Raw genomic sequence first — 13448 nt, forward strand, 5'->3', positions numbered from 1 at the left:
CTCCTTGTTACTTGCAAAGATTTCCCCTAACGTTCTTCGATCCATATTTTTAATTGTTGATTTCGTTGCTCTAAAAACTTTTTCATATATTTCTTAAGTATAAGTCTTTCAACTGCTTTTCCAAGCAATCCAAATGGGGCTTCAAAATGCAGCGTATCCGTCATTATAGTCGTATCCCCTAGTTGTTTGAATTCGTGCACATGCCTTAAGCTTTTAAACGCTCCCTTTTGCATGTCATCGACAAATAAAAAAGGCTCCTGATATTCCGTCATTTTCGAGCTCAGCCTTTGCCTTATTAAAAAATGAGTGGCTTCAAAAGTTACGGTTTGACCTAATCCGATCGGTCCTGAGGCAGCTCCCATGATGGCTTTTTCTTTTGTGTGTTTCCAGACTGTTTTTGTGTGTACGTCTATATCTCTTGCTAAGTCAAAACAAACCTGAATAGGTGCAGAGATCTCAATATGAGTCTTAACCGTAATCAAATGATTCCCCCCTTACTGTTTATTCCCAACAGCAATCCATCTTCTATCTATATCTTCAAATACAAATTCCTTGTTGCTATAGTCCGTCGTTGACAAAGGTCGCACGATCGTAACTCCTAATTTCCTAAACTCATTCTCCATTTCCTCCTGGTTATTTGTTATAAAATAAGCATCATATCCATAACCATGAATTTCTCGATTAGGTGCGATAACTTCTTTAGTCGATTTTGTTAAAACGATCTCTATTTGATCCCTATATAAACAAATATGTGGTTCCTCTGAATCAAGATAATGAACGGCTCTAAATCCAAGCAATTCATAAAAGGCTGCTGTCTTGTTCATATCAGAGCTTGGAAAAATTTGAAGACAGTGCGTAAAGCCCTTAGTCGACATCTATTTTCATCCCTTTTTATGTGCAATCTTAATTACGTACTACAAGAATTAATAATGACTCAGAAAATAAATATGCTTAAAGTAATCGCCTTCTTCGAACTACTACAACCATTCTTTGAATTCACGGAACTTCCAATTGTCTACTGCTATTGACTCTTCATATTTCTGTACTATTTTTTTTGCTTCTTCAATAAGCTGTTTCCCTTTTATTATAGTTCCTTCTTGATGATCTTTAATTTTCCCATTTTGTCTATTTGCAATCACTGCAGCGGAATACCAAGCTAAGCGCATTTCAAAACTGTCATTTGAACTTACTGAGATAATAAGCGCCTTATTAATTTCTTTTTTTGTGTTCATTATTTTATCAATCCAAGAAATTTTCGATACTTGATCATGAACGGATAACTCGAACCCAGAAAGTAAATATATGCTATTTAATGAGTCCTTCAGACAATCCGTCACAAGTACCTTAAAAGGTAAGAACCCATTGTGATCTTTGAAAGAAAATTCTGGGTGAATCTCGATTTTTGTATTTAGCTTTTCCATGTCTTTGATCCAATCATTAATATTAATCTCTTGTATATTGGGAACCAATACAGTTAAATCATAACTCATAATTAGTCATCTCAAGCCGATCGACTTTTAAAGATTGTTCTTTAGCCTTTTTATTACCTTTACGAATCAGAATTAATAAATAATGATTGGTCAAAGTGACATGTCCAAGTATCTGCTCAATACTCCATCCTAATTTAGGTCTATAGTTAATTAGTTCTGGGCTTATATTAAACCATACAGAGTAATCATTCAGCGTTTGTGAAAGTTCTTGGTCAATGAACTTAATTGTTTGTTTTACAGTCATTGTTCTTCTCGCCTTCGAGTAATTTAAGATTACCTTGTTGTATCCACGAACTCCGTACAAAGCCCACAGCGTAGATCCTTCATTTGGTAAAGCACAAATCTTCTTCGCTATACATTCAATCTTTTTCTAATCATTCTGATTTGGCCCCTATGATTGATTTCATCTTCAAATACATGAAACCACATAAAATAACGGTTAGCTTGTTTGTTGTACCAAAATTGCTCCTCGACATATAGCCAGTCATCATCAACTGATTTCAAAAAATCCAGCGTTCTATTTCTTACTTGCTCCATTTGGGTAAGATAAAATATTAAGTCATTCCCTTTTATCTTTTCTTGTCCTTCTTTACCTAAATCAAGTGCAGGACCCCAAACTCTAATTTCTTCTTCAGTTAACTCTCTATTTTCAAATGTATCTACCTGATAAGCATATTCAACAGCTGCAAAGTGCAATAATAAAGCACCAATTGAATTGCTTTCAGAATCCAGTAAAAAATCAAGCTGGTCCTTCGACAAATCTTTCACTGCCTCTAGTGTAGTAAATCTTGCATAATTCATCATGGAAATCAGTCGACTGATCTGAGGAGAATATCCAGGAATATCGGTAATTAAGTATATATTGTCCAAGTTCATCATTGTGTGCTCCTCCAGATTTTCATTTTAATTTCACCTAACACTCTATGCTGGGCGAAGTTAACAGCTTCTGTGGCTACCCAATACGTTCTCATGGCTTTCCAAACTTATGTTTTAAATAGTATTTCAGTCCTGCTCGATCAACATCTGAAAATTGTCGCGGGTCATTTTTCATTAGTTGATAAATATCATCAATAGCTTCCCATCGAATATGTAAGGTTTCATCTCCTTCAGCTAATAATTGCCCCTCTGCTCTACAAATAAAGTACATTCCTATTGAGTCAACAGGTCCCTTAATGGTCTGATACACACAATAGGGCTCTAAGCATTCCACTTCAAATTCAGAATTAATGCCAACTGTGTCAATACGCTTTTCACTGCCTTCTACTTCTGTAACGATCAAACCTGTTTCTTCAAGTACCTCTCGTTTTAATCCATCTAATATAGATTCATAGGGTTCCAATCTTCCGCCAGGCAGTTCTATAGCTTCTTCATTTTTCTTATTACGAACTTGGACAATAATTTCAGTACCATTATTACGTTTTCTCTCAATAAATGCTCTTGCATTAACATAAAACATACCGTTGTCACCTCATAATTATAATTCTCCCAAACACCAAACGATTATTCCGATTCTAATATACTTTTTATAAAGTCGGTTTTTGCCTCCGTATAAGCTTCTCTGTCTTCTCTGTTTTCTTCTGCTAACTTTCTTTTCAGTTCGGCATATTGCTCAGCCAAATTAGGCTGTTCACGAAGTTTATTTCTGAATTTAATTTGTTGTCCCCAATGCTCTTCGTCCTCTAGCATCAAATGAAGATGACATTCTCTTCTATCATTTTTAACTTTGACAAAAAATCTTCTCCACTCATGTCCATCCAGTTCATATGGAACATAACTCCAATTATTAGCTTTTAAACTTTCAATGATCTCTTCTAAATCATTATAGGACTTGATTTTTGCCATCATATCAATAATTGGTTTGGCTGGGAGATTGGGAATTGAAGTACTACCAATATGTTCTATATCTCTCACTCCGAAAGGATAAAGAGTTTCTCTTAATCGCTTAACTTCTTGTGTCCCCTTTACTAACCAAGCGGGATCAGGGGTTTTAATCTCAACTGGTTCTGTGGCCCAAACTGGCCAGTTATTCGCTTGAACAGAAGATTGGATTTGAGCTATGTGATGCTGGTTATGCCATACAAATCTTTGAAGTGCGATATCTAATGTTACTTCCCCTAGCGCTTGAGTTTTCAAGGTTCGCCTGAAATCTTCCGTTCTTAAATGGTTAAGCAAAATCAGAAATCGTCTATGAAGTATTTCAATTAGTAGTATAGAGTCTTCAATAGGTATATTTTCATAGTCGCTTAATTGTGCCCATAAATCTTCCCGATAAGAGTTTCCCATCGGTCCATCTTCCGTTAGCGCCCTCTTAAATCTTAAGTAAGCATTCATATCATTATCAGCAAGATGATGAACGATTTGTTTTACTGTCCAGCCATCTTGGCGGTACGGAGTGTTGATTTGAGCAGGCTCCAAATCATTCAAAATCGTTCTTAACTTCTTTGTGATTTCTGGTATTTGATTGATTAGGAAAACGCGTTCTTCCTCTGTTGGATTCATTATCGCTTTAAACTGACCTATAGGAAACCGAATATTGTCCATTTCTCCATCAACTCTCCCATCAAGCTTTGTAATAATTACGCATCATACTCAAGCACGCTTCACAAACTCTATTATATATTATTATACCGTTCTTCTACTCTAAAGGTAAAAAAAGCAAACAAAATGGATGTGATGTGGTATATTGTTATCGGCGAGGTAAATTATCCAAAAGCACCACAAATCCACACTTTTTTTCGTGAAATTCGCAGAAACCTAATACACCAGTTAATTCTGGATAAAGTGTTCTTTCATATAAAGTAGCATATATATATCAATATTAAGGGAGATAATCAGTGATAAGTTACTATGGAGAGCTTTGCACGAAAATGTATGAAAGTGATAAATCATTAGCAGACGGCAAGGAGCTTGATTTTTATCTTTCTTTTGCTGACAGAAAAGATATTAGTGTACTTGAACCAATGTGTGGCAATGGAAGAATGTTGATACCCTTTATGCAACGTGATATACAAATAGAAGGATTCGATATTTCAGAAGATATGCTTAAGGTCTGTATAGAGAAAGGCAATATAAATAAGTTGGAACCCAAAGTGTATTATCAAAAGATTGAAGAGAGTTCAGATTGGATACAATTAGAAAAAAGATATATTAACAATGAATGGATTGTTATATCCAAAAAAGCTCAATATCATAAAGAGCAATCTACGCTCTTTACGAAGTTGAAATACCAGGTAGTTACAGAGGATAAAATCGAAAAGACAGAAATTATGGATTTTCCACTTCGCCTTTATGATGTTAAAGAGTTTGAAAATATACTTAAGACGAACGGTTTTCGTCATATTCAGTTGCATGAAGTGAAGGATGGATATGGTGAAGGAAACCATTTTCATGTGTTTGAGTGCTCCTTAACGGAACTCAACAACGAGTAAATGGAAATACTGAGGAGATGGCTTCGCCTACAGCGCATCCGCCGCGCTAGTTCTGAAAATAAAAAAAACCGCTGAACAGTAAAATGTCCTTTACAAAGGGTACACTTTACAGCTCAGTGGCTGGTCATATGGCCTTTTAAAAATGGATCTTGAAGCAAGGAGAGCCTCCTCAGTTACATGCCTTCCCCATTCACAAAATACTTCCGAATAAAATAACTCGGCGTACAGCTCCAGGCGTGGCAATAACTGTTGACCAGATTGCTGCCATAAGGCGAAAGACGCTTATCCGCCGGATTGTAAAGCTCCCAGAACGTGTCTGCTCCATCAGCTATCATCCCGCCCCAGTAGTTCCGCATTTGCTTGAATGCTTCCTCCCGTTTTCCGCACAGCACAAGTGCTTCAATAAAATGGTGATACAAATACGGAGTGGACATACCGATTTCCGGGTTTTCTTTTATTAAACGCTCCAACAGCTCAGCGTTGGCTTGTTCATCTAGCACCTCCGCCAGCGCCATCCAAATTTGTGATGCCCAGGACACCTGCCTGCTTTCTCCGCTAACAAAAAACTGGCGATCTGTGTCCCATAAAATGTCCATTGCCGCCGCTGATGCGCTTTCGATTGCAGATTGAATAAAAACCGAGCGATCTATATCGCCAAGTTCATTGGCAAGCAGCAAGCCCCGCTTTAGGTTATAGATAAGAGCAGCCTGTGCGCCAGCCTGCTTATTCAAATCATCATGCCAATCGAGGAAGCAATACCATGTGTCATCATCCTGTACAATACCTTTAGCATTCAGCCGCTTCAAGGCAATTTCCATTTGTTCGACAGCTACCACCCATAGCTCCAGCAGCGTCTGACGATCTTGTGTAGCTGAATAATAGTCATATAAAGTAGAAACAAAAAACAGCGAGTAGTCATACAGATAGATATCATCGATAAACGGCTGCGGCTTCTCATACAAACAAGCGCCTACCTGTCCATCCTCCAGCCTCATGCCCGCAAACAAATACAAGCAACGCTTCACCAAATCATTATTTTGAAACGTCTCATAATTCACCAGCGCCTGCAACCGCAAATCACCGATCCACAGCCGTCTGTCACGTTTAGGCCCATCCTCAAATACAGTCTGCATACAATCCTGCAGCGTTTTTATGGCTATGCGATCCATTTGCTGCAAATCTTCCGGAACATGAGCAGGCAACGGAGCTATTTGCAAAACGTTAGCCGAGGTCACCGTTTCACAATAGATTTCGGGAAAGCTAACATGGTAGCGAATTGAAGTTGCGAGCACAACTATTTTCATATATCTAAAGGTATACCTTCGAGGCAGCGTAACAACACCTGGAAGTACATCAACATGGATGATCTCCTCCTGCAGCCAGGAGCGACTGAGCCAGCCGCTATAATCCGCAAAATCCTCGCCAATTTCACAAGGCATTTCCCCAAAAATCAGCTTCAAACGGAGCGGTGCATCCGCGTTGCTGTCGATATTGCGTATTGAAAGCGTAACGTAGCCCACCTGATGATCTCCAAAATCGAGAGTAACGCTATCGCCTTGACGAAGCACCTTGCTACTGAACTCCTCCATTGTACCTGCTGGCTTCACTTCCCAGCCCTGAAAAGCCTGTTCATTGGCAAGAACCTCTACCTGCTGCTGCGGATACGTTTTGCTCCTGAACAACCTCGGAGTTAGCGCATTCGCTGTATCGACAAAAGCTTGATGAATGATCTTATTATTCATTGTCGTTATCTCCTTTATTTCTAGACAAGCGTAAACGGCTGAAGCCATCCTGTGGCGGCAAAGGCCGTTACCCTTTTACTGCTCCGACTGTCATGCCGCCAACAAAATATTTTTGCAGGAACAGAAACAAAATCAGCAATGGAAGCGCGCAAAGGAAGCAGGCTGCGAACAGCACATTCCATTGGGTCGGGTTTTGCTGATCGCCCAAAAAGCCCAGCATAGCAAGCGGCAGTGGCGAATCGCCCGCTCCCGAAATAAAGATCATATTGAAAAAATAGTCATTCCAAATCCATACGCCCTGCGTAATAATAACTGACACCGTAACCGGAATAAGCAACGGAAATACAACGGACCAGAAACGACGGAATAGCCCCGCTCCATCGATATGTGCTGCCTCCTCCACCTCTTCTGGAACGCCGCTGCGAATAAAACCGGTGTATAGAAAGGTTGAAAAAGGAAGACTGCAAGTAATAAACATAAGAATCGGTGTGTATTGATTCGTTGGAATATGAAGCGCGTTAATCATTTGCACGACTGGGATCAGCACCATTTGAGCCGGAATGACAAGCCCCGAGAGAAAAAACAAATAAAGAAATTTACTCCATTTCGTCTTTAACCTAGCCATTGGATACGATGCCATTGCGGCAAACAGTACAACAAAGATCACTGAGATTCCTGTTAAAATAACGCTGTTAAGCAACGCTTGCGGAAACAGCATTCGTTCAAAGGCAACCCGATAGCTTTCAAATGAAATACTTTGAAACATATTTAGTGGATTAGTATTATTGCTAGGATCACGCAGCGAGGTCGACAACGCAATAATCAGTGGAATAAGATTTAGCGCCATAACGACGATGACAAGCAGCTGAACTAGCGTTTTTCGAGTAAGCTTGGCTAACATTATGCTGACACCTCCCGTTTATTCATGCGTACAACGAACACCGCTGTAATGACAATAATAACGGCGAACGAAATAACGCCAAGCGCGGATGCCTTGCCGAACAACTGCTCGGTAAACGCCATTTTGTAAATCGAGAAAATAAGTGTATTCGTCGCTGTTCCTGGTCCGCCATTCGTCATGATGAAGGGAAAATCGAACGCTTTAAGTCCATTGATCAGGCTTAGCGTAACATTGATCGTAATTGCGGTAGCAAGCAACGGAATTTTCACATGCTGCAGCAGGCGCCACGGCCCACAGCCATCCATTTTTCCAGCCTCCAGCAAATCGTTAGGTACCGTCTGCAAGCCTGCCAGAAAGACGATCATTGTCGTACCTATATTTTTCCATATTTCAACCAAAATAATCGCATATAAGGCCGATGAATAATTACCTAGAAAGTTCAGGTTATCGTTGTTGATTCCGATTTTATCAAGAAAGGTAGAGATTAATCCGTAATCCGGCATATAGACGTAGCTCCATAGAAAGCCTACTACGATTGCACTGAACAACGTCGGAATATAAGCCAGCGAGCGATAAATCCCTTTGCCTCTAATTTTCATGTTTAGCAATAGCGCGAGCGCAAGTCCAATCAAATTTCCGAACACAACCGTGATCAGCGTATAGAGGAGTGTATTTTTTAAGGAAACGCCAAGAACATCGCCATTCAGCAGATCCTTGAAATTATTAAAGCCGATGTAGCTATAATCCTGTGAGAAGCCATTATAATCCGTTATACTGTATTGAAATAATCTGAGAATAGGGAAAATCCATAAAATGATATAAAAAATGAGAGCCGGTATTGCAAATAAATACATCGACTTCTTCATTACAGTTGAGTTCATACTGCTCCATCCTTTCAGGCTATCTCCTTGACGCCATTCAGGGAAGGCTAAAGCCCTCCCCGTCAGGCACTATCTGTAGTCATGCCATTTCTTATTTATTTTTCCAAAGCTCCTTGAATTTGTCATCCATTGCTTTCGCCACTTCTTCTGGTGTCGTATTTTTACCGCCGATAATTTCGGAAAATTTCGACTGCATCACATCGGACACCCCTGCCGGCCACATTTGGTTGCTGAAGTAAACGGATTTGCCGTTTTTCTGATAGTTGTCATTAACCGACTTGAACAGTTCGTTGCTGAGCTCTACACCTTTGTATACACTGATCGAGCTATTCGAGTCTACGAATGCTTTAAACAGATCAGAATGCCCATCGAACAGGTAGTTCAGCACTTGCTTCGCATTGTCAAGATTTTGCGATTTCGCATTCAATGCGTAGCCTGCAGATGTCGATGCGGATACGTACAGCGGCTTGCCAGCTTCATTGCCTGGCAGCGATGCGAAGCCGCGAGTAAATTCAGCAGCTCCTTTAGCGCTCATTGACGGATAATCCCAAGTTCCAGTGAAGGACATGGCAGCCTTTCCGTCAATAAACAACTGAGCAGCTTGGGCACTGCCTACACCAAGAGAGTTTTTAACGACATAACCTTTATCGTACAGCTCTTTGTACATGGAAATGGTTTTGACCCACTTCGGATCGTTAAGCGATTTTTCGCCATTTTGCACCTTTACATCAAAGTCCATTTCATCTGGGTATACTACGTTAGCTGCGATCGGGTACATACCGAACTGGATGACCCATGGATCTTTATCACCAAGTGCAATCGGAGTAATGCCCGCATCCTTCAGCTTCTGGCACAGTTCAAGAAACGAAGGCCAGTCCTGTGGAAACTCCGAAACGCCAACCTGCTCCAGCATTTCCTTATTATAATAGACACCTAGAAAATCCAGCCCCTCTGCTACACCATAGGGCTTACCCTCGTAGGACATATCTTCCTTTGCTCCCTTGCCTATGTTATCCCAAAAGGCCAGATCAGAAAGGTCTGCCGCAAAGCCTGCCTTAGCAAAATCAATGACGCCGCCAGCCGCATTTTTCGGGAAAATCCAGAAAATATCAGGACCCTTGCCAGCTGCCAGCTTCGTCCGAACCGACGTATTATATTGATCATCCGGCAGCTTCTGAACCTCTAGCGTAATGTTAGGGAATTTCTCCTTCACCAGTCGCGGCAGTACATCAAGCTCAAAATCCTCACCATCGGTCGCTTTATTGCCGGACAGCATCATCGTTAAGGTGACTGGTTCCGAGGCATTGGTCTCTACCGCGGCAGTTCCACTACTCGCAGCCGGCTCCGTTGTTGCGCTTCCTCCGTTGTTGCTTCCACATGCGCTCAGCATGATTACTACGAGTACCAGCGCAGCAAGCCAAATTGTTTTTGCACGTTCCATCGTATATTTCCCCCTGCTTCGTTATTGTCCTTGCCTTATGCACATTTTTATAATAATGTGAGTTGCAGTATAATTGCTTTGGTAAAAATGGTGCACTATTTTTAGAATAGACAAGCATGGAGGTTAAGTATATGCTTTTTTTTAATATTAAAACAAAATTATTTCTTGTGTTCGTGCTCGTCTCCATTGCCCCTATCATTGTTGTATCGATAAGCTCTTATCGAAGTTATACCAGGCTTGTCAACGAACAAACCTCATATGTCGCAGCAACAACGATCCAAAATTCAGTGAAGAGCATCGAGGACATTTTGCAAAATATTGATCGTATCTCAATCACTTTACTGCAGCAGTCATCGTCGACTACCGTGTATAACACCGTTAGCGATGAGCTGAGAGCACTGAATAAAACAAACGATCAATACGAAATTTTTATTACCCGAGCTCGACTCAAGCTTATTTTTGAAAACATTTTACTTGGTTATAATTACATTAATGGCATTTATTTATTTACACCGGATGGAAAATCGATTAGCTACGGCAATGAAATGAAGCTGGATTATACACCACTTCAAGATCCGTGGTACATTGGTACGATTCATTTAAAGGGTGGCCTATACATCGGAGAGGTTGGCAGCAAGCCATATATGCTTAGCGCCAAACCATCCATCAGCTTCTCGCGCGCACTCTACGATCCGAACAGCAACGAGTTTCTTGGCGTGTTTATGCTTGATTGCAGCATGGATTTATTTTCGGGCCTCAATCAGAATCCCGCGCCTGGCTTATCCAATATTTATTTGGCTGATGGACAAGGCAGCATCATTTATGAAAGCGCAAGCAGAACAGCAGGAGGGAAGCTCCCTCCCCTGCTTCAAAAGCAGCTTGGTAGCCTGACCGGCTCGCTCCAGCAATTCAATGACTCCGGCATCTTGACAGTTATTCAGAAGGTTCCGAGCAACGATTGGAGCGTTATCGCTAGCATTTCGGTGGACAAGCTATACCAGGAATATGGCATTTCGCAAAAGCTAGTTATTTATGTAGCGGCTAGTTGCTCTGCTATCTTTCTGCTAGTATCTTTCGTTCTTTCCAATCTTATTACGAAGCCGATTATTCGACTGGCGAAAATTATGCGTAAAAATAAAACACAGCGCTTCGTCCCCATCCACGCGGACGCCAGGCGGGTAGATGAAATTGGGATCCTGTATCACGAATTTGATAAAATGATCCGTGATATTGACACGCATATACGCGAGAGCTACCAGAATCGGATTTTATCGTTGGATTCTCAAATGAAAGCGCTCGAAGCCCAAATTAACTCGCACTTCCTATACAACACGCTGGAGTCCATTAATAGCATAGCTGAAATCGAAGAGGTTGAGAGCATCGTAGTCATAACGAAGGCGCTGGGTGATATGTTCAGATACAGCATCAAAACCGACAGCGAGCTCGTTAAAGCGGAAGAGGAGGTGCAGCATGTTGACAATTATATGGCGATTCAGCAAATTCGATATGGCGACAAAATCTCCTTTTACAAACACATTGATCCACAAATTCTTGAGCTGCGTATGCTTAAGCTGCTGCTTCAGCCACTTATTGAGAATGCCCTTTACCATGGACTTGAGAAAAAGCGCGGTAAAGGAAGCATCACGCTCAAAGGCTGGCTAGAGGAGGAGAGAGTTACGCTTCAAATTATTGATGATGGCGTAGGAATGACGCCTCAACAGCTTGAGGAGCTTCAGAGGTTACTGTCCGAGCCGCCCGAATTCGTCTCTCTAGGGCAACGAAGCAAACAAAGCATCGGCATTAAAAATGTACATTCCAGAATCGTCCTCTACTATGGCCACGAATACGGACTGGAAACAAAAAGCGTTAAGGATGAGGGCACTACGATTACCATTTCCATACCAGCAAACCGAATTAAAGGAGGATAAACAGCATGTACACCTACATCATTGTCGACGATGAGCCTCTTATACGCAAAGGACTGCTCAAAAAAATCCAATCCTTCCACATACCTTTAACGTTTCTTGGCGAAGCAGACAACGGCTCGGATGCGCTTGGCCTAATTAAGGACTTAGACCCCGATATTATTTTGACGGATATGCGTATGCCGGAGATGGACGGTAAATCGTTAATGAAGCACATCCATGAACAGTACCCGGACAAAAAAATAATCGTCATTAGCGGATATTCCGACTTTGAATATATGCAGGTGGCCATCTCTGCCAAGGTAATTGGCTACCTGCTGAAGCCTTTCAGCCGCGAGGAGATTCATCGCACGCTTCAATTGGCGATTGAAGCCATAGACCAGCATCGCTCTGTCAAGCTGGAGGTCATGCAGAAAACGGTAGAGAATGAAGAAATCAGCTTGAAATCGGACATTCAGCTCCTGCTGAATGTCATTCTTAGCATTCATCAAACGGACCAGCTCCCTGTATTCTCCTCCAAGACGCTTGCCACGTTGGTCGAGCAAGCCCATTACATGCTGTTGACGCTGTATTCACCACAGCCGCTCGCTGTGGAACAGCTGCCTGTCTTGCGCGCCTCTCTCTATATCCCCCACCCACAAAGCGCCAACCTTGCCTTTGTACTTTTGACCTTCCGTCACGGGGAGAGTGAGCGTGCAATGCTAGGGCACGCTGAACTTACGGCCAAACAGCTTATTGAACAGGCAGGCTCCAAGGGTGGGGGAGCAAGCTGCATCGGGGTAAGTATGGTCAAGCCTTCACTTGCTGCGCTCAGACAAGCACATCAGGAATCCATAGCTGCGCTGAACAAACGATCCGTTACCGACTTCGGCAAATGCTATTTCTACAGCACGGCTTCACAAGCGAGCACTGTCGTCATCTGGAGCAAATCACACGAGCTGCTATTTTTTATCGAATCGGGAAATGTTTCCAAAACAACAGAGCTTGTGCTGGATTTCTTTGCCTTCTTTATTCGACAGCCCGATGTGACAATCGACCAATTGAAAGAGCAGAGCCGCGATATCATAATGGAGGTCAAAAAAATATTGTCTGCTTATTTGCAAACCGATGTGATTAGCTCCTCCTCCTCCAGCCTTGAGTCGGTGCTGAGCATCTCCTTTGACATCGAAGCGATTAAGGAATACATGCTCAAAGTGTTGACAGGCATTGCCGGGCTGCTGAAGGAACGCTCTGCCTACTCCTCCGATCACGTGATTGATAATATTAAAAAATATATTCATAATCATTACACACAAGATTTAACACTGGAGCGGGTATCCTCCCTTTTCTACTTAAATCCAAGCTATTTAAGCTATTTGTTTAAAGAGAAGACAGCGGAGAATTTCACCGACTACATCAACAAACTGAGAATCGAGCAAGCCAAAAAGCTGCTTAGAACTACGAATGACAAAGTATACAAAATCGCCAAGGAGCTTGGCTACGATAATCCTAAATATTTTTTTCGCGTATTCAAAAAAATGACGGGTACAACGCCGGAAAACTTTCGCAATGGCTGACAAGGCTGCCTAAACTAACTAAACGCCAAACAGGCACTGCCCCATCTCGAACGAGCTTGGGTACAGCGCCTGTTTTCATTTTAT

Annotated in this window: 14 protein-coding genes; 3 read left to right on the forward strand and 11 right to left on the reverse strand. The window is 41.7% G+C overall.

The genetic code is table 11. The features are described 5' to 3' along the window. Positions 1-26: 26 nt before the first annotated feature. The 7 genes from MHB80_RS22895 to MHB80_RS22925 all read right to left on the reverse strand — a co-directional run bounded on the left by MHB80_RS22895 (position 27) and on the right by MHB80_RS22925 (position 4031). Positions 27-482 (reverse strand): SRPBCC family protein, encoded by a 456-nt coding sequence (locus MHB80_RS22895; protein ID WP_341279146.1) that lies wholly within the window; start codon positions 480-482, stop codon positions 27-29. Positions 483-494: 12 nt separating this feature from the next. Next, a complete protein-coding gene (locus tag MHB80_RS22900) occupies positions 495-875 on the reverse strand; it encodes a VOC family protein (RefSeq protein ID WP_341279147.1) in 381 nt (126 codons plus the stop codon). 102 nt (positions 876-977) lie between these two features. After that, positions 978-1490, reverse strand: coding sequence for a hypothetical protein (locus MHB80_RS22905; RefSeq protein WP_341279148.1), 513 nt, complete (start codon positions 1488-1490; stop codon positions 978-980). Beyond that, positions 1480-1734, reverse strand: coding sequence for a hypothetical protein (locus MHB80_RS22910; RefSeq protein ID WP_341279149.1), 255 nt, complete (start codon positions 1732-1734; stop codon positions 1480-1482). The genes MHB80_RS22905 and MHB80_RS22910 overlap by 11 nt, the downstream gene beginning before the upstream one ends. Positions 1735-1841: 107 nt before the next feature. Continuing rightward, positions 1842-2366, reverse strand: coding sequence for a DinB family protein (locus tag MHB80_RS22915; RefSeq protein ID WP_341283055.1), 525 nt, complete (start codon positions 2364-2366; stop codon positions 1842-1844). Between the two features lie 91 nt (positions 2367-2457). Beyond that, a complete protein-coding gene (locus MHB80_RS22920; RefSeq protein WP_341279150.1) occupies positions 2458-2946 on the reverse strand; it encodes an NUDIX domain-containing protein in 489 nt (162 codons plus the stop codon). 44 nt (positions 2947-2990) lie between these two features. Beyond that, entirely contained in the window at positions 2991-4031 is a 1041-nt protein-coding gene (locus tag MHB80_RS22925) for a YfiT family bacillithiol transferase (protein WP_341279151.1), read from the reverse strand. A 293-nt stretch (positions 4032-4324) separates the two neighbouring features. Between MHB80_RS22925 and MHB80_RS22930 the strand changes: the two genes are divergently transcribed. Beyond that, on the forward strand, positions 4325-4918 hold the full coding sequence (locus MHB80_RS22930; protein ID WP_341279152.1) for a class I SAM-dependent methyltransferase: 594 nt from the start codon (positions 4325-4327) through the stop codon (positions 4916-4918). Positions 4919-5091: 173 nt separating this feature from the next. On the opposite strand, the gene MHB80_RS22935 is transcribed toward MHB80_RS22930, so the two are convergent. From MHB80_RS22935 to MHB80_RS22950, 4 genes are all read right to left on the reverse strand, one after another. Beyond that, complete coding sequence (locus MHB80_RS22935; protein WP_341279153.1) at positions 5092-6660, reverse strand: sugar hydrolase; 1569 nt, start codon at positions 6658-6660, stop codon at positions 5092-5094. Between the two features lie 67 nt (positions 6661-6727). Next, on the reverse strand, positions 6728-7561 hold the full coding sequence (locus MHB80_RS22940; protein WP_341279154.1) for a carbohydrate ABC transporter permease: 834 nt from the start codon (positions 7559-7561) through the stop codon (positions 6728-6730). Then, positions 7561-8442, reverse strand: coding sequence for a sugar ABC transporter permease (locus MHB80_RS22945; protein ID WP_341279155.1), 882 nt, complete (start codon positions 8440-8442; stop codon positions 7561-7563). Before MHB80_RS22945 ends, MHB80_RS22940 begins: the two co-directional genes overlap by 1 nt. Positions 8443-8533: 91 nt before the next feature. Continuing rightward, the gene (locus MHB80_RS22950; protein WP_341279156.1) at positions 8534-9883 is read right to left on the reverse strand and encodes an extracellular solute-binding protein; all 1350 of its coding nucleotides are present in this window, start codon (positions 9881-9883) and stop codon (positions 8534-8536) included. 131 nt (positions 9884-10014) lie between these two features. On the opposite strand from MHB80_RS22950, the gene MHB80_RS22955 reads away from it, so the two are divergent. Together MHB80_RS22955 and MHB80_RS22960 are read left to right on the forward strand one after the other, a co-directional pair. Beyond that, positions 10015-11811 (forward strand): sensor histidine kinase, encoded by a 1797-nt coding sequence (locus MHB80_RS22955; protein WP_341279157.1) that lies wholly within the window; start codon positions 10015-10017, stop codon positions 11809-11811. 5 nt (positions 11812-11816) lie between these two features. After that, a complete protein-coding gene (locus MHB80_RS22960) occupies positions 11817-13364 on the forward strand; it encodes a response regulator (RefSeq protein WP_341279158.1) in 1548 nt (515 codons plus the stop codon). Positions 13365-13448 lie beyond the last annotated feature (84 nt).

This window comes from Paenibacillus sp. FSL H8-0537 (assembly GCF_038051995.1).
Taxonomy (GTDB): domain Bacteria; phylum Bacillota; class Bacilli; order Paenibacillales; family Paenibacillaceae; genus Pristimantibacillus.

Bases quoted from the DNA above. Each gene is read 5' to 3' on its own strand.
- MHB80_RS22900 (WP_341279147.1), bottom strand. From the start codon at position 875: ATGTCGACTAAGGGCTTTACGCACTGTCTTCAAATTTTTCCAAGCTCT.
- MHB80_RS22905 (WP_341279148.1), bottom strand. From the start codon at position 1,490: ATGAGTTATGATTTAACTGTATTGGTTCCCAATATACAAGAGATTAAT.
- MHB80_RS22910 (WP_341279149.1), bottom strand. From the start codon at position 1,734: ATGACTGTAAAACAAACAATTAAGTTCATTGACCAAGAACTTTCACAA.
- MHB80_RS22915 (WP_341283055.1), bottom strand. From the start codon at position 2,366: ATGAACTTGGACAATATATACTTAATTACCGATATTCCTGGATATTCT.
- MHB80_RS22920 (WP_341279150.1), bottom strand. From the start codon at position 2,946: ATGTTTTATGTTAATGCAAGAGCATTTATTGAGAGAAAACGTAATAAT.
- MHB80_RS22925 (WP_341279151.1), bottom strand. From the start codon at position 4,031: ATGGACAATATTCGGTTTCCTATAGGTCAGTTTAAAGCGATAATGAAT.
- MHB80_RS22935 (WP_341279153.1), bottom strand. From the start codon at position 6,660: ATGAATAATAAGATCATTCATCAAGCTTTTGTCGATACAGCGAATGCG.
- MHB80_RS22940 (WP_341279154.1), bottom strand. From the start codon at position 7,561: ATGTTAGCCAAGCTTACTCGAAAAACGCTAGTTCAGCTGCTTGTCATC.
- MHB80_RS22945 (WP_341279155.1), bottom strand. From the start codon at position 8,442: ATGAACTCAACTGTAATGAAGAAGTCGATGTATTTATTTGCAATACCG.
- MHB80_RS22950 (WP_341279156.1), bottom strand. From the start codon at position 9,883: ATGGAACGTGCAAAAACAATTTGGCTTGCTGCGCTGGTACTCGTAGTA.
- MHB80_RS22955 (WP_341279157.1), top strand. From the start codon at position 10,015: ATGCTTTTTTTTAATATTAAAACAAAATTATTTCTTGTGTTCGTGCTC.
- MHB80_RS22960 (WP_341279158.1), top strand. From the start codon at position 11,817: ATGTACACCTACATCATTGTCGACGATGAGCCTCTTATACGCAAAGGA.